Raw genomic sequence first — 21466 nt, 5'->3', positions numbered from 1 at the left:
ACCCCTTCCTTACTCAGCACTGCTGCTGAAATCGAGATCTTGGCCTGGCTGAAGGGAGATAACTGCCTTCTTCCAGTCATTACGCTTGCCCAGACCGCGAGCAGTGCGCTTGCTCTTACCCAGAACATTCAGGGTAGTAACACGCTCTACTTTCACGCTGAACAGGCTTTCGACGGCCTTCTTGATTTCCAGCTTGGTTGCGTCGGTAGCAACCTTGAAAACGAACTGGCCTTTCTTGTCTGCCAGAACCGTAGCCTTCTCGGAAACGTGCGGGCCAAGCAGAACTTTAAATACGCGTTCCTGGTTCATCCCAGCAGCTCCTCGAATTTCTTCACGGCCGACACGGTGATCAACACCTTGTCGTATGCGATCAGACTAACTGGATCGGAACCTTGCACGTCACGTACATCTACGTGTGGCAGGTTACGAGCAGCCAGGTACAGGTTCTGATCAACAGCGTCGGACACGATCAGAACGTCGGTCAGGCTCATGTTGTTCAGTTTGCCCAGCAGGTCTTTGGTTTTCGGCGTTTCAACGGCGAAATCCTGAACCACGACCAGACGATCAGTACGCACCAGCTCAGCAAGGATGGAACGCATTGCTGCGCGATACATCTTCTTGTTCAGCTTCTGGGAGTGATCCTGAGGACGAGCTGCGAAAGTGGTACCGCCGCCACGCCAGATTGGGCTACGGATAGTACCGGCACGAGCACGGCCAGTACCTTTCTGACGCCATGGGCGCTTGCCGCCACCACGAACGTCGGAACGGGTCTTTTGCTGCTTGGAACCCTGACGGCCGCCGGCCATGTAGGCCACGACTGCTTGGTGAACCAGCGTCTCGTTGAATTCGCCGCCAAATGTCAGTTCGGAAACTTCGATCGCTTGAGCGTCATTTACATTTAATTGCATGTCAGCTTCCCCTTAACCGCGAGCCTTGGCTGCTGGACGTACAACCAAGTTGCCGCCAGTAGCGCCAGGAACAGCGCCCTTGACCAACAACAGATTGCGTTCAGCGTCCACGCGCACTACTTCGAGGGACTGCACGGTCACGCGCTCAGCGCCCATATGACCGGACATTTTTTTGCCCTTGAATACACGACCAGGAGTCTGGCACTGGCCGATAGAGCCTGGAACGCGGTGGGATACGGAGTTACCGTGGGTGTTATCTTGCCCGCGGAAATTCCAACGCTTGATCGTACCCTGGAAGCCTTTACCCTTGGACTGACCGGTTACATCAACCAGTTGACCAGCGGCGAAGATTTCAGCGTTGATCAGATCGCCGGCCTGGTACTCGCCTTCTTCAAGGCGGAATTCCATTACGGTACGACCAGCGGCAACGTTCGCTTTAGCGAAGTGGCCAGCCTGAGCTGCTGTTACACGCGAAGCACGACGCTCGCCGACAGTGACTTGCACTGCACGATAGCCATCGGTCTCTTCAGTTTTGAACTGGGTGACGCGATTCGGTTCGATCTCAATGACCGTGACCGGAATGGAGACACCTTCTTCGGTGAAAATACGGGTCATACCGCATTTACGACCGACTACACCAATAGTCATGTTGTAAACCTCATGAGTGTACGGGGCTTTCACCCGCTATGGCCGCCCATTTCAGAGCGTTACACGACTAAGACCGAGTCTTAGCCGAGGCTGATCTGCACTTCCACACCGGCCGCAAGATCAAGCTTCATAAGAGCATCAACGGTTTTATCCGTTGGCTGGACGATGTCCAGAACGCGCTTATGAGTACGGATCTCGTACTGGTCACGCGCGTCTTTGTTGACGTGCGGGGAGACCAGAACGGTGAACCGCTCTTTACGGGTAGGCAGTGGAATTGGACCACGCACTTGAGCACCAGTACGTTTCGCGGTTTCCACGATTTCCTGGGTTGATTGGTCGATCAGGCGATGGTCGAAAGCCTTCAACCTGATACGGATTTGCTGATTTTGCATTGGATTTCAGACTCCGGCTGCTATTCCCACCGGGCGCAATACGCCCGTTAAAAGGAGGCGCAATTCTATAGACGCCCCAGATGGGTGTCAACCCAATAAAAAAGCCCCCGCTGAGCGGGGGCCTTTCAAAGCATCGAAGCTATCTCAAAAGAGATGCTTACTCGATGATTTTGGCTACGACGCCAGCGCCGACGGTACGACCGCCTTCACGGATAGCGAAACGCAGGCCGTCTTCCATTGCGATGGTCTTGATCAGGGTAACTTCCATTTGGATGTTATCACCTGGCATTACCATTTCAACGCCTTCTGGCAGCTGGCAGTTACCAGTCACGTCAGTAGTACGGAAGTAGAACTGTGGACGGTAGCCTTTGAAGAACGGAGTGTGACGACCGCCTTCTTCCTTGCTCAGAACGTAAACTTCTGCGGTGAACTTGGTGTGCGGCTTAACCGAACCTGGCTTAACCAGAACCTGGCCACGCTCAACGTCGTCACGCTTGGTACCACGCAGCAGAACGCCGCAGTTCTCGCCAGCACGACCTTCGTCGAGCAGCTTGCGGAACATTTCAACACCGGTGCAGGTGGTGGTGGTGGTGTCACGCAGACCAACGATTTCCAGTGCATCTTGAACGCGAACGATACCGCGCTCGATACGACCAGTCACAACAGTACCACGACCCGAGATCGAGAATACGTCTTCGATTGGCATCAGGAATGGCTTGTCGATAGCGCGCTCTGGTTCTGGGATGTAGCTGTCCAGAGTTTCAACCAGTTTACGAACGGCAGTGGTGCCCATTTCGTTGTCGTCTTTGCCTTCCAGCGCCATACGAGCCGAACCGATGATGATTGGAGTGTCATCGCCCGGGAAGTCGTAGGTGGACAGCAGGTCGCGAACTTCCATCTCGACCAGTTCCAGCAGCTCAGCGTCGTCTACCAGGTCAGCCTTGTTCAGGAAAACCACGATGTACGGAACGCCTACCTGACGGGACAGCAGGATGTGCTCACGGGTTTGCGGCATCGGACCATCAGCGGCCGAGCAAACCAGGATCGCGCCGTCCATCTGGGCAGCACCAGTGATCATGTTCTTCACATAGTCAGCGTGACCTGGGCAGTCAACGTGAGCGTAGTGACGGATCTTCGAGTTGTACTCGACGTGCGCGGTGTTGATGGTGATACCACGAGCTTTTTCTTCTGGAGCGCTGTCGATTTTATCGAAATCAACGATTGCGGAACCGAAAACTTCGGAGCAAACGCGAGTCAGAGCTGCGGTCAGAGTGGTTTTACCGTGGTCAACGTGACCGATAGTGCCAACGTTGACGTGCGGTAGGGAACGATCAAATTTTTCTTTAGCCACGACAATTAACTCCTTGCCTAAAGGACTGAATCAGCCTTGTTTTTTGGTTACAGTTTCGACGATGTGCGACGGAGCTGTATTGTATTTTTTGAATTCCATAGAGTAGCTTGCGCGACCCTGAGACATCGAACGAACGTCGGTCGCATAACCGAACATCTCGCCCAACGGAACTTCAGCACGGATCACCTTACCGGAGACCGTGTCTTCCATACCCAGAATCATGCCGCGACGACGGTTAAGGTCGCCCATCACGTCACCCATATAGTCTTCAGGCGTAACAACCTCTACCGCCATGATTGGCTCGAGCAACTCACCACCGCCCTTCTGGGCCAGTTGCTTGGTCGCCATGGAAGCAGCCACCTTAAACGCCATCTCGTTCGAGTCGACGTCGTGGTAAGAACCATCAAACACGGTAGCCTTCAGGCCGATCAGCGGATAGCCGGCAACTACGCCGTTCTTCATCTGCTCTTCGATACCCTTCTGGATAGCCGGGATGTATTCCTTAGGAACCACACCACCCACTACTTCGTTCACGAATTGCAGACCTTCCTGACCTTCGTCAGCAGGAGCAAAACGGATCCAGCAGTGGCCGAACTGGCCACGACCGCCGGACTGACGAACGAACTTGCCTTCGATTTCGCAATTCTTCGTGATGCGCTCACGATACGAAACCTGAGGCTTACCGATGTTGGCTTCGACGTTGAACTCACGGCGCATCCGGTCAACCAGGATGTCCAGGTGCAACTCGCCCATGCCAGAGATGATCGTTTGACCAGTCTCTTCATCAGTCTTGACGCGGAAAGACGGGTCTTCCTGAGCAAGTTTGCCCAGAGCGATACCCATTTTTTCCTGGTCATCCTTGGTCTTAGGCTCAACGGCAACCGAAATAACCGGCTCCGGGAAGTCCATGCGAACCAGGATGATTGGCTTGTCAGCGTTGCACAAGGTTTCACCAGTGGTGACGTCCTTCATGCCGATCAGGGCCGCGATGTCACCAGCGCGTACTTCCTTGATCTCTTCACGGGCGTTTGCGTGCATTTGCACCATACGACCCACGCGCTCTTTCTTGCCTTTGACCGAGTTGATCACGCCGTCGCCGGAGGCCAACACGCCCGAGTAAACACGGACGAAAGTCAAGGTACCCACGAATGGGTCGGTAGCGATCTTGAACGCCAGAGCCGAGAACGGCTCGTTGTCGTCTGCATGACGCTCCATTTGCTTTTCCTCGTCATCCGGGTCAGTACCCTTGATGGCAGGAATGTCGCTTGGAGCCGGCAGGTAGTCGATAACGGCGTCGAGAACCAGGGGAACACCCTTGTTCTTGAAGGAAGAACCGCAAACAGCCAGGACGATCTCACCAGCGATAGTACGCTGACGCAGAGCACCCTTGATTTCCTCGATGGTGAGCTCTTCACCTTCAAGGTACTTGTTCATCAGCTCTTCGCTGGCTTCGGCCGCAGCCTCAACCATGTTGTTGCGCCACTCTTCAGCCAGTTCCTGCAGTTCAGCAGGGATGGCTTCACGACGAGGAGTCATACCCTTGTCGGCATCGTTCCAGTAAACCGCTTCCATGGTCATCAGATCGATCTGACCCTGGAAGTTGTCTTCGGAACCGATAGCCAACTGGATAGGCACCGGAGTGTGACCCAGACGCTGCTTGATCTGAGCGATCACGCGCAGGAAGTTAGCACCGGCACGGTCCATCTTGTTCACGTAAACGATACGTGGAACACCGTACTTGTTGGCTTGACGCCATACGGTTTCGGACTGAGGCTCAACGCCGGAAGTACCGCAGAACACAACGACCGCGCCGTCGAGTACACGCAGGGAACGCTCAACTTCAATAGTGAAGTCTACGTGGCCCGGGGTATCGATGACGTTGAAACGGTACTGGTCTTTGTGCTGCTTGGCGGAACCCTGCCAGAAGGCGGTAATGGCAGCAGAAGTAATGGTAATACCACGCTCCTGCTCCTGCACCATCCAGTCTGTGGTCGCGGCGCCGTCATGCACCTCGCCCATCTTGTGACTTTTGCCAGTGTAAAAAAGGACGCGCTCAGTGGTGGTGGTTTTACCAGCATCCACGTGTGCAACGATACCAATGTTACGGTAGCGATTAATCGGTGTTGTACGAGCCATAAAGCCCTCGCAAAATTAGTGACGCTAAAATTAGAAGCGGTAGTGCGAGAAAGCCTTGTTGGCTTCAGCCATACGGTGAACGTCTTCACGCTTCTTAACTGCAGCACCTTTGCCTTCGGCAGCGTCCAACAGTTCGCCAGCCAAACGCAGAGCCATAGACTTCTCGCCGCGCTTGCGGGCGTAGTCTACCAACCAGCGCATTGCCAGAGCGTTACGACGGGAAGGACGAACTTCGACCGGAACCTGGTAAGTAGCACCACCAACGCGGCGCGACTTCACTTCGACCAGCGGAGCGATGGCGTCGAGTGCTTTTTCGAAGAGTTCCAGGGGATCGGTGCCGGCCTTACGAGCCTTCACGGTATCCAGGGCACCATAAACGATACGTTCGGCAACGGCTTTCTTGCCGCTTTCCATTACGTGGTTCATGAATTTGGCGAGGATTTGGCTTCCGTATTTCGGATCGTCCAGAATCTCACGCTTGGCTGCTACGCGACGTCTTGGCATTGATAAGCCCTCAAACGGTCTTCAGGTTAGCCCGGGACAGCTCCTATGGATGCGTGCCCGACCTTACTCTTATCGACTCAATAAAATGAAAAACTGCAAAACGGCCGATTACTTCGGACGCTTGGTACCGTACTTCGAACGACCCTGGTTACGACCTTTAACACCGGAAGTATCCAACGAACCGCGAACGGTGTGGTAACGAACACCTGGCAAGTCTTTTACACGACCGCCGCGGATCAGTACCACGCTGTGCTCTTGCAGGTTGTGGCCTTCACCGCCGATGTACGAGGAAACCTCGAAACCGTTGGTCAGACGCACACGGCATACTTTACGCAGTGCCGAGTTAGGTTTTTTCGGCGTGGTGGTGTACACACGGGTGCACACGCCACGGCGTTGCGGGCAGTTCTGCAGCGCAGGCACGTCGGATTTCTCGACGATACGCTTACGCGGCTGACGTACCAGCTGGTTGATAGTTGCCATCTACTAGCTCCACTGTTGTCTTGCGACGCTATTGTCTTGCAAGAAAAGCAAAATGGCAGGAACGAGTTCCCGCCAAATTTAGGGGTACAAGAGTCTAAAGAGGATCTTGTCCCCAGTCAAGGCAAGGCCCCGCCCTCCCCGCTCATCCAATCTCGACAAATTGTCTCGATTCGATGAACGGAGTGACCAGGGCCTCACACTCATTTACCGCAGAACTCAGTTACCGCTCGAGTTCAGCGCTTCGGTCAGTGCAGCTTCCACTTCACTGGCGCTTACGCGCAACGGCTTGTCTGCTTCACGGCGGCGCTTACGCTCGCTGTGATAAGCCAGGCCGGTACCAGCCGGGATCAGACGACCCACGACCACGTTTTCCTTCAGGCCGCGCAGGTAATCGCGCTTGCCGGTTACCGCCGCTTCGGTCAGTACGCGAGTGGTTTCCTGGAAGGAAGCCGCCGAGATGAACGATTCGGTGGACAACGATGCCTTGGTGATACCCAGCAGAACGCGAGTGAACTTGGAGACAAACTTGTCTTCGCCGCTCAGACGCTCGTTCTCTACCAGTACGTGAGTCAATTCCATCTGGTCGCCCTTGATGAAACTGGAATCGCCGGATTCAGCGATCTCAACTTTACGCAGCATCTGACGCAGGATGGTCTCGATGTGCTTGTCGTTGATCTTCACGCCTTGCAGACGGTAAACGTCCTGGATCTCGTTGACGATGTACTTGGCCAGCGCACTCACACCCAGCAGACGCAGGATGTCGTGTGGATCGCTTGGACCGTCGGAGATAACTTCGCCGCGGTTTACCTGCTCGCCTTCGAACACGTTCAGGTGACGCCACTTCGGAATCAGCTCTTCGTACGGATCGGTACCGTCGTTCGGGGTGATAACCAGACGGCGCTTGCCCTTGGTCTCTTTACCGAACGCGATGGTGCCGCTGACTTCAGCCAGAATCGATGCTTCTTTCGGACGACGGGCTTCGAACAAGTCGGCAACACGCGGCAGACCACCGGTGATGTCGCGAGTTTTCGAAGTCTCTTGCGGGATACGAGCGATAACATCACCGATCGCGATCTTCGCACCATCCGCTACACCGACCAGGGCGTTGGCTGGCAGGAAGTACTGAGCGATAACGTCAGTGCCTGGCAGCAACAGATCCTTGCCGTTGTCGTCGACCATCTTCACGGCAGGACGGATGTCCTTACCGGCAGCTGGACGATCCTTGGCGTCGAGTACTTCAATGTTGGTCATACCGGTCAATTCGTCAGTCTGACGCTTGATCGTGATGCCTTCTTCCATGCCCACGTAGGTCACGGTACCTTTCATTTCGGTAACGATCGGGTGAGTGTGCGGATCCCACTTGGCCACGATGGCGCCAGCTTCGACCTTGTCACCTTCTTTAACCGAAATCACGGCACCATACGGCAGCTTGTAACGCTCACGCTCACGACCGAAGTCATCAGCGATGGCCAGCTCACCGGAACGGGACACAGCAACCAGGCAACCATCCACTCGCTCAACGTGCTTCAGGTTATGCAGACGGACGGTACCGCCATTCTTCACCTGAACGCTGTCGGCTGCGGAGGTCCGGCTTGCCGCACCACCGATGTGGAACGTACGCATCGTCAGCTGGGTACCCGGTTCACCGATGGACTGGGCAGCGATAACGCCGACCGCTTCACCGATGTTCACCTGGTGACCACGAGCCAGATCGCGGCCGTAGCACTTGGCGCAAATACCGAAGCGGGTTTCGCAGCTGATCGGCGAACGCACGATCACTTCGTCGATGCTGTTGAGCTCGATGAACTCGACCCACTTTTCGTCTACCAGGGTGCCGGCAGGAACGATGACGTCCTCGGTACCTGGCTTGAATACGTCACGGGCGATAACACGACCCAATACGCGCTCACCCAGCGGCTCTACAACGTCACCGCCTTCAATGTGCGGAGTCATCAGTAGACCGTGTTCGGTGCCGCAATCGATCTCGGTTACAACCAGATCTTGTGCAACGTCTACCAGACGACGAGTCAGATAACCGGAGTTAGCCGTTTTCAACGCGGTATCCGCAAGACCCTTACGAGCACCGTGAGTGGAGATGAAGTACTGAAGTACGCTCAAACCTTCACGGAAGTTCGCAGTAATCGGCGTTTCAATGATGGAACCGTCCGGCTTGGCCATCAGGCCACGCATACCGGCCAGCTGACGAATCTGTGCTGCGGAACCCCGCGCACCCGAGTCGGCCATCATGTACATCGAGTTGAAGGATTCCTGGTCGACTTCGACGCCATGACGGTCGATGACTTTCTCTTTCGAGAGGTTGGCCATCATCGCCTTGGAAACTTCGTCGTTCGCCTTGGACCAAAGGTCGATCACTTTGTTGTACTTCTCGCCCTGGGTTACCAGGCCGGAGGCGTACTGGCTTTCGATCTCTTTCACTTCATCAGTAGCAGCATTGATGATGCGGGCTTTTTCATCCGGGATAACGAAGTCGTTAACACCGATGGAAACGCCGGAAATGGTCGAATAAGCAAAACCGGTGTACATCAACTGGTCAGCGAAGATCACAGTCTCTTTCAAACCAACCACGCGATAGCACTGGTTGATCAGCTTGGAGATCGCCTTTTTCTTCATCGGCAGGTTGACGACGTCGTACGACAGACCCTTTGGCACAACCTGGAACAACAGAGCACGGCCGACAGTGGTGTCGACGATACGGGTGTTGCTCACGCTGCCGCCATCACGGTCGTTGACGGTTTCGTTGATCCGGACTTTAACCTTGGCGTGCAGTGCGGCTTCGCCGGCACGGAATACACGGTCAACTTCCTGCAGATCCGCGAACACACGACCTTCGCCCTTGGCGTTGATCGCTTCACGAGTCATGTAGTACAGACCCAATACAACGTCCTGCGACGGAACGATGATTGGCTCACCGTTGGCTGGCGACAGAATGTTGTTGGTCGACATCATCAACGCACGCGCTTCGAGCTGGGCTTCCAGCGTCAGCGGTACGTGCACGGCCATTTGGTCGCCGTCGAAGTCGGCGTTGTACGCGGCGCAGACCAGAGGGTGCAGCTGGATAGCCTTACCTTCGATCAGTACCGGTTCAAACGCCTGGATACCCAGACGGTGAAGGGTCGGTGCACGGTTGAGAAGTACCGGGTGTTCGCGAATCACTTCAGCGAGAACGTCCCAGACCTCTGGCAGCTCGCGCTCGACCATCTTCTTGGCAGCCTTGATGGTGGTAGCAAGACCACGCATTTCCAGCTTGCCGAAAATGAACGGCTTGAACAGCTCGAGAGCCATTTTCTTCGGCAGACCGCACTGGTGCAGACGCAGGGTCGGACCTACGGTAATTACCGAACGGCCGGAGTAGTCAACACGCTTACCGAGCAAGTTCTGACGGAAACGACCCTGCTTACCCTTGATCATGTCAGCCAGGGATTTCAGAGGACGCTTGTTCGAACCGGTGATAGCGCGGCCACGGCGACCGTTGTCGAGCAGTGCGTCGACAGCTTCCTGCAACATACGCTTTTCGTTGCGCACGATGATGTCCGGAGCGGACAGATCCAGCAGGCGCTTCAAACGGTTGTTACGGTTGATCACTCGACGATACAGATCGTTGAGGTCGGAAGTCGCGAAGCGACCGCCATCGAGCGGGACCAGTGGACGCAGATCTGGCGGCAGAACCGGCAGAACGGTCAGCACCATCCACTCTGGCAGGTTGCCGGAACCCTGGAAGGCTTCCATCAACTTCAGACGCTTGGACAGCTTCTTGATCTTGGTTTCGGAGTTGGTTTGCGGAATCTCTTCACGCAGGCGACCAATCTCGTGCTCCAGGTCGATAGCGTGCAGCAGTTCGCGGACAGCTTCGGCACCCATGCGGGCATCGAAATCGTCGCCGAACTCTTCAAGCGCTTCGAAGTACTGCTCATCGTTCAGCAGCTGACCTTTTTCAAGGGTGGTCATGCCTGGATCGATAACGACGTAGCTCTCGAAGTAGAGAACGCGTTCGATATCACGCAGGGTCATGTCCATCAGCAAGCCGATACGGGACGGCAGTGATTTCAGGAACCAGATGTGGGCAACTGGCGAGGCCAGTTCGATGTGCGCCATGCGCTCACGACGAACTTTTGCCAGCGCGACTTCAACGCCGCACTTCTCGCAGATCACACCACGGTGCTTCAAGCGCTTGTACTTACCGCACAGGCACTCGTAATCCTTTACCGGGCCAAAGATCTTGGCGCAGAACAGGCCGTCACGCTCAGGTTTGAACGTACGGTAGTTAATGGTTTCCGGCTTTTTAACTTCACCGAACGACCACGAACGGATCATCTCAGGCGATGCCAATCCGATACGGATGGCGTCGAACTCTTCGACTTGACCCTGGTTTTTCAGCAAATTCAGTAGGTCTTTCAAGGCCTTTCCTCCTGGCGGAGCAGAGAGCGGGCAATCCTGCCCCGCTCTCGATTCGCGTCACGTGTTATTCGGTTTCCAGATCGATATCGATGCCGAGGGAACGAATTTCCTTGATCAACACGTTGAAGGACTCGGGCATGCCCGGCTCCATACGGTGATCGCCATCCACGATGTTTTTGTACATCTTGGTACGGCCGTTCACATCGTCCGACTTCACTGTGAGCATTTCTTGCAGAGTGTAAGCGGCACCGTATGCTTCCAGTGCCCAGACCTCCATCTCCCCGAAACGCTGACCACCGAACTGCGCCTTACCACCCAGCGGCTGCTGGGTAACCAGGCTGTACGAACCGGTAGAACGAGCGTGCATCTTGTCGTCTACCAAGTGGTTCAGCTTCAGCATGTACATGTAGCCAACGGTAACCGGGCGCTCGAACTTATTGCCGGTACGGCCGTCGGTCAGCTGCATCTGGCCGCTTTCTGGCAGGTCCGCCAGTTTCAGCATGGCCTTGATTTCGCTTTCCTTGGCGCCGTCGAACACTGGAGTGGCCATTGGAACGCCGCCACGCAGGTTTTGAGCCAGATCCAGGATTTCCTGGTCCGAGAAGTCATCGAGGCTTTCCTGACGACCGCCGATCTCGTTATAGATCTCGTGCAGGAACTTGCGCAGCTCGGCAACTTTGCGCTGCTCTTCAATCATGCGATTGATCTTCTCGCCCAGACCCTTGGCCGCGAGGCCCAGGTGGGTTTCAAGGATCTGACCGACGTTCATACGCGAAGGTACGCCCAACGGGTTGAGGACGACGTCGACCGGGGTGCCATTGGCATCGTGCGGCATGTCTTCAACCGGCATGATCACGGAGACCACACCTTTGTTACCGTGACGACCGGCCATCTTGTCGCCCGGCTGGATGCGACGACGGATTGCCAGGTAGACCTTGACGATTTTCAGCACGCCTGGAGCCAGGTCATCGCCCTGCTGCAGTTTGCGCTTCTTGTCTTCGAACTTGTCGTCCAGCAGACGGCGACGATCAACGATGTAAGCCTGAGCCTTCTCGAGCTGCTCGTTCAGAGCATCTTCAGCCATGCGCAGTTTGAACCACTGGCCGTGCTCAAGACCGTCGAGAACTTCGTCGGTGATGTCCTGGCCTTTCTTCAGACCGGCGCCGCCTTCGGCTTTGTGGCCGACCAGAGCGGAACGCAGACGTTCGAAAGTAGCACCTTCAACGATACGGAACTCTTCGTTCAGGTCCTTGCGGATCTCGTCCAGCTGGGACTTCTCGATCGACAGTGCACGAGCATCACGCTCAACGCCGTCGCGGGTGAAGACCTGTACGTCGATGACAGTACCTTTGGTACCGGTAGGTACACGCAGGGAGGTGTCTTTAACGTCGCTGGCTTTTTCACCGAAGATCGCACGCAGCAGTTTTTCTTCCGGAGTCAGCTGGGTCTCGCCTTTCGGAGTGACCTTACCGACCAGGATGTCGCCTGCGCCAACTTCAGCACCTACGTAAACGATACCGGCTTCGTCCAACTTGTTCAGTGCAGCTTCACCCACGTTCGGGATGTCTGCAGTGATTTCCTCTGGCCCAAGCTTGGTGTCACGTGCCACACAGGTCAGTTCCTGAATGTGGATCGTGGTAAAGCGGTCTTCTTGAACAACTCGTTCCGACAGGCAGATGGAGTCTTCGAAGTTGTAACCGTTCCAGGCCATGAACGCGATGCGCATATTCTGACCCAGCGCCAGTTCACCCATGTCGGTGGACGGGCCGTCAGCCATGATGTCGCTACGCTGAACCCGATCACCTTTACGCACCAGCGGACGCTGGTTGATGCAGGTGTTCTGGTTGGAGCGGGTGTATTTGGTCAGGTTGTAGATGTCGACACCAGCTTCACCGGTTTCAACTTCATCATCAGCAACACGAACCACGATACGGCTGGCGTCGACGGAATCGATAACGCCACCACGACGAGCCACGACGCAAACGCCGGAGTCACGAGCTACGTTACGCTCCATGCCAGTACCGACCAGCGGCTTGTCAGCGCGCAGGGTTGGTACAGCTTGACGCTGCATGTTCGAACCCATCAACGCACGGTTGGCGTCATCGTGCTCGAGGAACGGGATCAGCGACGCTGCAACGGAAACTACCTGCTTCGGAGAAACGTCCATCAAGGTGACGTCTTCCGGCGCCTTGACGGTGAACTCGTTCAAGTGACGAACAGCTACCAGCTCGTCGATCAGCATTTTCTTGTCGTTCATCGTGGCCGAAGCCTGAGCGATCACGTGATCGGCTTCTTCGATGGCGGACAGGAACACGATCTCGTCGGTGACCAGAGCGTCTTTCACCACACGGTACGGGCTTTCCAGGAAGCCGTACTGGTTGGTGCGCGCATAAGCGGCCAGGGAGTTGATCAGACCGATGTTCGGACCTTCCGGCGTTTCAATCGGGCATACACGACCGTAGTGAGTCGGGTGTACGTCACGAACTTCGAAGCCGGCGCGCTCACGAGTCAAACCGCCAGGGCCGAGTGCAGAGACACGACGCTTGTGGGTGATCTCGGACAGCGGGTTGTTCTGGTCCATGAACTGGGACAGCTGGCTGGAACCGAAGAACTCTTTCACCGCCGCAGCCACTGGCTTGGCGTTGATCAGGTCTTGCGGCATCAGGCCTTCGCTTTCAGCCATCGACAGACGCTCTTTGACCGCACGCTCAACACGTACCAGGCCAACGCGGAACTGGTTCTCGGCCATTTCGCCTACGCAGCGAACACGACGGTTACCCAGGTGGTCGATGTCATCGACGATGCCTTTACCGTTACGGATGTCGACCAGGGTCTTCAGTACCGCGACGATGTCTTCCTTGCACAGCACGCCCGAACCTTCGATCTCGGTACGACCGATACGACGGTTGAACTTCATCCGGCCGACCGCAGACAGGTCATAGCGCTCAGGGCTGAAGAACAGGTTGTTGAACAGGGTCTCGGCAGCGTCTTTGGTTGGCGGCTCGCCAGGACGCATCATGCGATAGATCTCGACCAGCGCTTCCAGTTGGTTGCTGGTGGAGTCGATCTTCAGGGTGTCGGAGACGAACGGACCGCAGTCGATATCGTTGGTGTACAGAGTTTCGATGCGAACAACCTGAGCCTTGGCGATTTTGGCCAGGATCTCGGTGTTCAGCTCGGTGTTGCACTCTGCCAGGATTTCGCCGGTTGCCGGGTGCACGATGACCTTGGCGGTTGTGCGACCCAGGACGTAGTCCAGAGGCACATCCAGCTCTTTGATCCCGGCTTTTTCCAGCTGGTTGACGTGGCGAGCGGTGATACGACGACCCTGCTCGACAATAACCTTGCCTTTGTCATCCAGAATATCGAGGACAGCGATTTCACCGCGCAGGCGCTGAGGCACCAGCTCCAGGCTCAGGGTCTCGCCCTTCACGTGGAATACGTTGGTGGTATAGAACGCGTCCAGCACTTCTTCAGTGGTATAGCCCAGCGCGCGCAGCAGTACCGATGCAGGCAGCTTGCGACGACGGTCGATACGCACGAATACGCAGTCTTTCGGGTCGAACTCGAAGTCCAGCCACGAACCGCGGTAAGGAATGATGCGCGCGGAGTACAGCAGTTTACCGGAGCTGTGCGTCTTGCCACGGTCGTGGTCGAAGAACACGCCCGGGGAACGGTGCAGCTGGGAAACGATTACACGCTCGGTACCGTTGATTACGAAGGTACCGTTTTCAGTCATCAGGGGGATTTCACCCATGTAGACTTCTTGCTCTTTGATGTCCTTGATCGCTTTGTTCGACGATTCTTTGTCGAAAATGATCAGGCGCACTTTTACCCGCAAAGGTACGGCGTAAGTTACACCGCGCAATACGCATTCTTTGACATCAAATGCCGGTTCGCCCAGACGATATCCGACGTACTCCAGCGCAGCATTGCCGGAGTAGCTGATGATCGGGAAAACGGATTTGAAGGCCGCATGCAGGCCCACGTCGCGGAACTGATCTTTAGTCGCTCCCGCTTGCAAGAATTCACGATACGAATCCAGCTGGATGGCCAGGAGGTACGGCACATCCATGACGTCCGGCAACTTGCTAAAGTCCTTGCGGATACGTTTTTTCTCAGTATATGAGTAAGCCATCAGCGTTCCCCAGCTTGGTCACCTGCTTGTTTGGCCCCTCCCGACGGGAGCAGCCAGAAAATCGTGCAAACCCCATGGTTTGCGCCACCGCATCGGGTGGTTACAGCACGTTATCGGCACCGACCCAGTCGGCTGCCAATAACGGAAAAAGGCCGGTGGCAAGAGCCACCAGCCATCAGCCTGTCGCTTAACGCTCGGGCTGGAGACGCAAAGTCGATGCTTACTTCAGCTCGACTTTAGCGCCTGCTTCTTCCAGAGTTGCTTTGGCTTTGTCGCCTGCATCTTTGGTCACTGCTTCCAGAACCATGGCAGGAGCGCCGTCAACTACAGCCTTGGCTTCTTTCAGGCCCAGACCGGTCAGTTCACGTACTGCCTTGATCACGTTAACTTTCTTCTCGCCAGCTTCCAGCAGCATGACGTTGAATTCAGTTTGCTCTTCAACAACAGCGGCAGCAGCGGCAGGACCTGCCGATGCAGCAGCAGCGGTAACACCGAATTTTTCTTCGAAAGCTTTGATCAGCTCAACAACTTCCATTACGGACATGCTGCCAACTGCTTCAAGGATATCGTTCTGAGAGATAGACATGAATCTAATTCCTGATATTGGGGACGGCCTACGCGACCATCGAAAAAAACAAAAAACGCGAGAAGTTGACGAGCCTTAGGCTGCAGCAGCTTCTTTCTGGTCGCGAATTGCCGCCAGAGTACGAGCCAACTTGCTGGTAGCGCCTTGAATCACGCTCATCAGCTGAGAAATTGCTTCGTCACGGGTCGGCAGAGTTGCCAGTACGTCGATTTGGTTAGCTGCGAGGAACTTGCCCTCGAACGCAGCTGCCTTGATCTCGAACTTGTCCTGACCCTTTGCGAATTCCTTGAAGATCCGGGCAGCAGCGCCTGGATGTTCTTTGGAGAACGCAATCAGGGTAGGGCCAGTGAACACGTCGTTGAGGACACTGAATTCAGTGTCAGCAACAGCGCGCTTGAGCAGGGTGTTACGTACAACACGTACGTAAACGCCAGCTTCACGAGCCTCTTTACGGAGTCCGGTCATCGCGCCTACTGTTACGCCACGGGCATCAGCCACGACAGCGGACAGAGCGACTTTGGCAGCCTCGTTGACTTCAGCGACGATGGCCTTCTTGTCTTCGAGTTTAATTGCCACGGGTTTAACTCCTGCTTGTTACCGTTTCATCTGGTCGAAACCGGATGTCGTTTTGGTGTCTGATTCGGTAAGGAACCGGGAGCACCATCTGCGTAGGCTTGAGGTTTAAGACTTGCGTCGCCTACGGTCTTGGATAGCCCCCGCCAGGCAGGGACCCCAATTTTTCAATTGGCGCAATCGCTTGCGCCAATCTGTGTCTTACGCGTCGAGCGAGCTTTGGTCGATGACCAGACCTGGGCCCATAGTGGTGCTCAGGGTAACGCGCTTGACGTAAATGCCTTTCGAGGCAGCTGGCTTGATACGCTTCAGATCAGCGATCAGGGCTTCAACGTTTTCCTTCAGCTTGACGGCGTCGAAGCCGATCTTGCCAACGGAAGTGTGGATGATGCCGTTTTTGTCGGTGCGATAACGAACCTGACCAGCCTTGGCGTTTTTAACCGCGGTAGCTACGTCTGGAGTTACGGTGCCGACTTTAGGGTTAGGCATCAGGCCACGTGGACCGAGGATCTGACCCAACTGACCTACAACGCGCATTGCATCCGGGGATGCGATCACTACGTCATAGTTCAGGTCGCCGCCTTTCATTTCGGCGGCCAGGTCGTCCATGCCTACACGGTCAGCGCCGGCAGCCAAAGCGGCTTCAGCAGCTGGACCCTGGGTGAACACAGCAACGCGAACGGTCTTGCCAGTGCCGTGTGGCAGCACAGTAGCGCTACGAACGACCTGGTCGGATTTACGCGGGTCAACACCCAGGTTTACAGCTACGTCGAACGACTCGCTGAACTTGACAGTCGACAGCTCAGCCAGCAGGGCAGCAGCGTCTACAAAGTTGTAGGCCTTGCCTGCTTCGATTTTGCCGGCGATAGCCTTTTGACGCTTGGTCAGCTTAGCCATTACACACCCTCCACGTTAAGGCCCATGCTACGAGCAGAACCGGCGATAGTACGCACGGCTGCTTCCATATCAGCTGCAGTCAGATCCGCGTTTTTGGTTTTCGCGATTTCTTCCAGCTGTGCACGAGTCACGGTGCCAACCTTAACGGTGTTCGGACGAGCGGAACCGCTGGTCAGACCGGCCGCCTTCTTCAGCAGAACCGAAGCAGGGGTGGATTTGGTTTCGAAAGTGAAGCTACGGTCGCTGTAGACAGTGATGATCACTGGAGTCGGCAGACCTGGCTCAAGACCCTGAGTACGGGCGTTGAAAGCCTTGCAGAATTCCATGATGTTCACGCCGTGCTGACCCAGAGCAGGACCAACAGGTGGGCTTGGGTTAGCCTGAGCGGCCTTCACTTGCAGCTTGATGTAAGCGGTAATCTTCTTGGCCATGAGGCACTCCAATTACGGGTTCGAACGCCTCGAGAGGCTCCCCGGTTACTTGCGCGTTTATCCCAGTGACGACAAAACCCCACAGCCTACGGCTGCGGGGTTGGGATTTTTGCTCAACTAGACCTTTTCGACCTGGCTGAACTCGAGCTCCACCGGAGTAGAGCGACCGAAAATGAGCACTGCGACCTGAATCCGGCTCTTTTCGTAGTTAACTTCTTCAACAACACCGGTAAAGTCTGCGAACGGACCATCATTGACGCGCACCGACTCACCCGGCTCGAACAACGTCTTCGGCTTCGGCTTGTCGCTACCATCGGCAACGCGGCGCAGAATCGCTTCTGCTTCTTTATCGGTGATTGGCGCAGGCTTATCGGCAGTACCGCCAATGAAACCCATCACCCGAGGAGTGTCCTTGACCAAGTGCCAAGTACCCTCGTTCATATCCATCTGCACCAGCACATAGCCAGGGAAGAATTTGCGTTCGCTCTTGCGCTTCTGGCCATTGCGCATTTCAACCACTTCTTCAGTGGGAACCAGAATCTCGCCGAAGCCATCTTCCATACCGGCCAGCTTTACGCGCTCGACCAGCGAGCGCATTACATGCTTCTCGTAACCGGAGTAAGCATGCACAACATACCAACGCTTAGCCACGGGACACCCTTAGCCGACGATCAAGGAAACAAGCCAGCCGAGCAGGGAATCAAGCCCCCACAACAGCAACGCCATAACCAGGACAACAGCCACAACGATCAACGTGGTCTGCGTGGTTTCTTGGCGAGTTGGCCAAACGACTTTACGAATTTCGGTACGCGCCTCCTTAACCAGTACAAAGAAAGACTTGCCCTTGACCGTCTGCAGGCCTACAAAGGCAGCTACGGCAGCAATAGCAAGCAATGCGAGTACACGGTACAGGATCGGCGAAGCAGAAAAGTACTGATTGCCAACAACGCCAACAACCACCAGAACAACTACTACAAGCCACTTGAGGAGGTCGAAACGAGAGCCTTGAGCTTCAGCTTTAGGAGTCATCTATGAAGATCCTGTGAAAAGAAAGCCAGACACACCGAGTGAATCTGGCAGGTCAGGAGGGAATCGAACCCCCAACCTACGGTTTTGGAGACCGTCGCTCTGCCAATTGAGCTACTGACCTAAAACAAAATCAGGCCGACCATTATGCCGACCCGAAAAAGACTTTACAACACTTACTAGGCAACCCTGGCTGCAACACCGGCATTCACGACACCGGCAACCTTCAGAAACACAATCAGGCGCAACCACTACCACCTAAAACAAAGGCAGATATTTTCATATCTGCCTTGTTATATGGAGCTCTTGAGCGGATTTGAACCGCTGACCTCACCCTTACCAAGGGTGTGCTCTACCAACTGAGCTACAAGAGCGTAACACTGTGCAAAACCTGTAAACTTGGAGCGGGTAGCGGGAATCGAACCCGCATCATCAGCTTGGAAGGCTGAGGTTCTACCACTAAACTATACCCGCGAGGCTTACAGCTCTCGCTAAAAATGGTGGAGGGGGAAGGATTCGAACCTTCGAAGTCGTAGACGTCAGATTTACAGTCTGATCCCTTTGGCCGCTCGGGAACCCCTCCTAAGCGAGCCGGCATTCTACATCATGCCAGCCTTCTGTCAAGCATTTTTCTCATTAAAAACCTGAGCTTAGCTGCGTTGACCTCGCCTCACACCGTTAACCGTTTCCGGTGTTCGCTGTGGAGCGGGCGCCATTCTATGCAAACTATTCGGTGGGTGCAACCCCCTCGCACGGCATTATTTTATGTTTTAACTCATTGAATTCTTTAGAAAGGTTTTGCAGCTGCAAATCGTCCAGCCAACGCCGGCTTTCCGGTGCGATACGCACCCAATACCCTGCCCCTTCAGCCGCAGCTTTCGGCAGAGACTGAAACTTGACCTCCATCCCGCTCAAACGACGCTCAACCGCCTGCGCGGCCTCCTGGCGCGTATAGCCGCCCAGATAAAGGCAGCCATTGTCTGTCGAGACAGCTTTCCCCTTATCCTTGGATACGTCACTTGCTTCGCTCAACAAGCGAATATCTTGTTGAGATCCGCGATACAGACTCAAAGGCGTGACATCCTTCGCGCGCAAAGGAGCCTCTTGTTGATTCCAGATGTAGTAGAAGCCATTGAGGACAAGCAGCAGCAGAAACAACCAACGCATAAAAACCTCAGGACAAGGGACAGGCCATGGCCAATCCGACAAACACCAAGTCCGGAACAACCCTGGCCTGAGGCACGACCTCAGCAACCAGGCTCGCATCCCCCCCGGTGAGGAACACGACAAAGTCCTCACCCCAGTAACTGCGCGCCAATTCGAGCTGGGTCAGCACGAAGCCGCGCAACATCAACAGACAACCACGCTCTACTGCCTCGACAGTCGCGCGACCAGGAACAAGACTTTCCTGAGCCTGCTCGGCCGCCAGATCCCCATAACGAATTTTGCGGGTGTGGGTGCGCAACTGGTTGCGCATCAACGGCATCCCCGGACAGATGAAACCACCCAGGTGCTCTCCATCCGCCGCGATAAAGTCAGCGGTCACGGCCGTACCGAAATCGAGTACCAGGCACGCACCTGAAGCCAGATGAAAGCCTCCGAGCATTGCAAGCCACCGATCCAGACCCAGCCGCTCAAACTCTTCATACCCATTGCGCACGCCTGACATTTCTCGCGCAGGCGTTGCGCATACAACCGGCAAATCAAAGGTATCGCCGAGCAAAGACGTCAGCGCAGCGGTTTCCTCTGCGGTCCTGACGCTCACCAACCGGCAAAACGTGAGGGCAAGCCCTTTGAGCGCCCCCACCCCCTCCAGCAACGCGAGATTGGAATCGACGACCCCTTCACCCAGCACCTGCCCGGCATTAGCGGCAAGCACACGCCACTTGATGAAACTATTCCCACAATCGAGCTCAAGAATCATCACGCAACCTCAGGCTCAACTCACCACCACTGAAGACTTTCTCCACACCATCCACCTTCAGGCGCAAAGCGCCCTGGCCATCAATACCAAGCACTTCACCATCAATCTGATTGACGCCGGCAATCAACGACACGCTTCGCCCCTGCCACAGGTGATTTTGCTCCCACTCTGACTGGATGGCCAAAAAACCACCCGCCTGGTGACGAGCCAGGTATCGCTGCAGCATCTCCCCCAGCATCGCGACCAATTGGTTGCGATCAAACAATTTGCCCGACTCGAGCCGCAGGGATGTCCACTGCTGGTCCACCTCATCAGCGGACTGCATGTTCACATTGATCCCCACCCCCAGGACCACGTGGCACACGTCAGCAGGATCACCAACCAACTCGAGCAGTATTCCCGCGATCTTTTTCTGACCTACAAGAACATCGTTAGGCCATTTCAATCCAGCGGCTGCAATACCGAGCTCGCGCAACGTCTGCAAGACAGCGAGTCCAACGACGAGACTCAAACCCTCCAGCTGACGCATCCCGCCATCAATGCGTAGCACCAGGCTGTAATAGACGTTTTCTGCGAATGGACTCACCCACTTGCGACCACGTCGCCCGCGTCCGGCTGTCTGCCGCTCCGAAAGCACCACAAACGGTGCCGCCTGCCCCCGCTCGATAGCGCGCAGTGCCTCGGCATTCGTGGAGTCGATTGAGTCGTAAACCTGGACGGGCCAGGCGCAAGAATGCGCCTGAGCGCTTATCTCGGCAGGATCGAGCAGCGCTAATGGCGCGGACAATTGATAGCCGCGCCCACGAACTTTATGAATAGACAAACCCAGCTCAGCTTCCAAATGCTGAAGCTGCTTCCACACAGCACTACGACTGACGCCCAGGGCGGCGCCCAATGCTTGACCCGAATGGAATCGGCCATCTTTAAGAAGCTTTAACAACGTCAGCATGCAGGTCTCGCCTCACAATGAGGCCCGCATGATAGCCACGCATCGAGCGATTGCATAGAAATCCAGCAGCCGTGGCTTTCCTGCGGACAAAAACAAAACCCCAACTG

At 55.5% G+C, this 21466-nt stretch carries 19 protein-coding genes and 4 tRNA genes; all 23 read right to left on the bottom strand.

The genetic code is table 11. From position 1 onward, the window contains the following. Positions 1–9 precede the first annotated feature (9 nt). On the bottom strand, positions 10–309 hold the full coding sequence (rplW, locus tag VC35_RS16960; protein WP_002555488.1) for a 50S ribosomal protein L23: 300 nt from the start codon (positions 307–309) through the stop codon (positions 10–12). Then, positions 306–908 (bottom strand): 50S ribosomal protein L4, encoded by a 603-nt coding sequence (rplD, locus tag VC35_RS16955; RefSeq protein WP_003228735.1) that lies wholly within the window; start codon positions 906–908, stop codon positions 306–308. Before rplD ends, rplW begins: the two co-directional genes overlap by 4 nt. A 12-nt stretch (positions 909–920) precedes the next feature. Beyond that, positions 921–1556, bottom strand: a complete 636-nt coding sequence (rplC, locus tag VC35_RS16950) for a 50S ribosomal protein L3 (protein ID WP_003186059.1) — start codon at positions 1554–1556, stop codon at positions 921–923. Between the two features lie 80 nt (positions 1557–1636). Beyond that, the gene (rpsJ, locus tag VC35_RS16945) at positions 1637–1948 is read right to left on the bottom strand and encodes a 30S ribosomal protein S10 (protein WP_003186070.1); all 312 of its coding nucleotides are present in this window, start codon (positions 1946–1948) and stop codon (positions 1637–1639) included. 157 nt (positions 1949–2105) lie between these two features. Beyond that, positions 2106–3299: an elongation factor Tu gene (tuf, locus tag VC35_RS16940; RefSeq protein WP_008053875.1), complete on the bottom strand. Its 1194-nt coding sequence runs from the start codon at positions 3297–3299 to the stop codon at positions 2106–2108. A 30-nt stretch (positions 3300–3329) separates the two neighbouring features. Continuing rightward, the gene (fusA, locus tag VC35_RS16935; RefSeq protein WP_046041616.1) at positions 3330–5435 is read right to left on the bottom strand and encodes an elongation factor G; all 2106 of its coding nucleotides are present in this window, start codon (positions 5433–5435) and stop codon (positions 3330–3332) included. Between the two features lie 30 nt (positions 5436–5465). Beyond that, complete coding sequence (rpsG, locus tag VC35_RS16930; RefSeq protein WP_007994653.1) at positions 5466–5939, bottom strand: 30S ribosomal protein S7; 474 nt, start codon at positions 5937–5939, stop codon at positions 5466–5468. 108 nt (positions 5940–6047) lie between these two features. Next, positions 6048–6419, bottom strand: a complete 372-nt coding sequence (gene rpsL, locus VC35_RS16925) for a 30S ribosomal protein S12 (RefSeq protein ID WP_003186084.1) — start codon at positions 6417–6419, stop codon at positions 6048–6050. Positions 6420–6635: 216 nt separating this feature from the next. Continuing rightward, the gene (gene rpoC, locus VC35_RS16920) at positions 6636–10835 is read right to left on the bottom strand and encodes a DNA-directed RNA polymerase subunit beta' (RefSeq protein ID WP_046041615.1); all 4200 of its coding nucleotides are present in this window, start codon (positions 10833–10835) and stop codon (positions 6636–6638) included. 64 nt (positions 10836–10899) lie between these two features. Then, positions 10900–14973 (bottom strand): DNA-directed RNA polymerase subunit beta, encoded by a 4074-nt coding sequence (gene rpoB, locus VC35_RS16915; protein WP_046041614.1) that lies wholly within the window; start codon positions 14971–14973, stop codon positions 10900–10902. Positions 14974–15193: 220 nt separating this feature from the next. Next, positions 15194–15559: a 50S ribosomal protein L7/L12 gene (gene rplL / locus VC35_RS16910; RefSeq protein ID WP_046041613.1), complete on the bottom strand. Its 366-nt coding sequence runs from the start codon at positions 15557–15559 to the stop codon at positions 15194–15196. Positions 15560–15634: 75 nt separating this feature from the next. Beyond that, positions 15635–16135 carry a 50S ribosomal protein L10 gene (gene rplJ / locus VC35_RS16905; protein WP_007970413.1) on the bottom strand — a complete coding sequence of 167 codons (501 nt, stop codon included), beginning with the start codon at positions 16133–16135 and terminating at the stop codon, positions 15635–15637. A gap of 198 nt (positions 16136–16333) precedes the next feature. Beyond that, a complete protein-coding gene (gene rplA / locus VC35_RS16900; protein ID WP_046041612.1) occupies positions 16334–17029 on the bottom strand; it encodes a 50S ribosomal protein L1 in 696 nt (231 codons plus the stop codon). Then, on the bottom strand, positions 17029–17460 hold the full coding sequence (rplK, locus tag VC35_RS16895) for a 50S ribosomal protein L11 (RefSeq protein WP_007933726.1): 432 nt from the start codon (positions 17458–17460) through the stop codon (positions 17029–17031). The genes rplA and rplK overlap by 1 nt, the downstream gene beginning before the upstream one ends. A 117-nt stretch (positions 17461–17577) precedes the next feature. Continuing rightward, entirely contained in the window at positions 17578–18111 is a 534-nt protein-coding gene (gene nusG / locus VC35_RS16890; RefSeq protein WP_046041611.1) for a transcription termination/antitermination protein NusG, read from the bottom strand. Between the two features lie 9 nt (positions 18112–18120). Beyond that, positions 18121–18489, bottom strand: coding sequence for a preprotein translocase subunit SecE (secE, locus tag VC35_RS16885; RefSeq protein WP_046041610.1), 369 nt, complete (start codon positions 18487–18489; stop codon positions 18121–18123). Positions 18490–18534: 45 nt separating this feature from the next. Further along, positions 18535–18610 (bottom strand) — tRNA-Trp (locus tag VC35_RS16880). A gap of 174 nt (positions 18611–18784) precedes the next feature. Beyond that, a tRNA-Thr gene (locus VC35_RS16875) sits at positions 18785–18860 on the bottom strand. Between the two features lie 26 nt (positions 18861–18886). Then, positions 18887–18960: transfer RNA gene (locus VC35_RS16870), tRNA-Gly, on the bottom strand. A 24-nt stretch (positions 18961–18984) separates the two neighbouring features. Continuing rightward, positions 18985–19069 (bottom strand) — tRNA-Tyr (locus VC35_RS16865). 143 nt (positions 19070–19212) lie between these two features. Further along, positions 19213–19653 (bottom strand): hypothetical protein, encoded by a 441-nt coding sequence (locus tag VC35_RS16860; protein ID WP_046041609.1) that lies wholly within the window; start codon positions 19651–19653, stop codon positions 19213–19215. 7 nt (positions 19654–19660) lie between these two features. Next, positions 19661–20410 (bottom strand): pantothenate kinase, encoded by a 750-nt coding sequence (locus VC35_RS16855; protein ID WP_046041608.1) that lies wholly within the window; start codon positions 20408–20410, stop codon positions 19661–19663. Next, positions 20400–21359, bottom strand: coding sequence for a bifunctional biotin--[acetyl-CoA-carboxylase] ligase/biotin operon repressor BirA (birA, locus tag VC35_RS16850; RefSeq protein WP_046041607.1), 960 nt, complete (start codon positions 21357–21359; stop codon positions 20400–20402). Before birA ends, VC35_RS16855 begins: the two co-directional genes overlap by 11 nt. Between the last annotated feature and the right edge of the window lie 107 nt (positions 21360–21466).

Origin of the sequence: Pseudomonas fluorescens, assembly GCF_000967965.1 — a bacterium.
Classification (GTDB): Bacteria; Pseudomonadota; Gammaproteobacteria; order Pseudomonadales; family Pseudomonadaceae; genus Aquipseudomonas; species Aquipseudomonas grandcourensis.
Note: the sequence above shows the minus strand (reverse complement) of the source record. Positions and strands in the feature narration are given on the sequence as shown.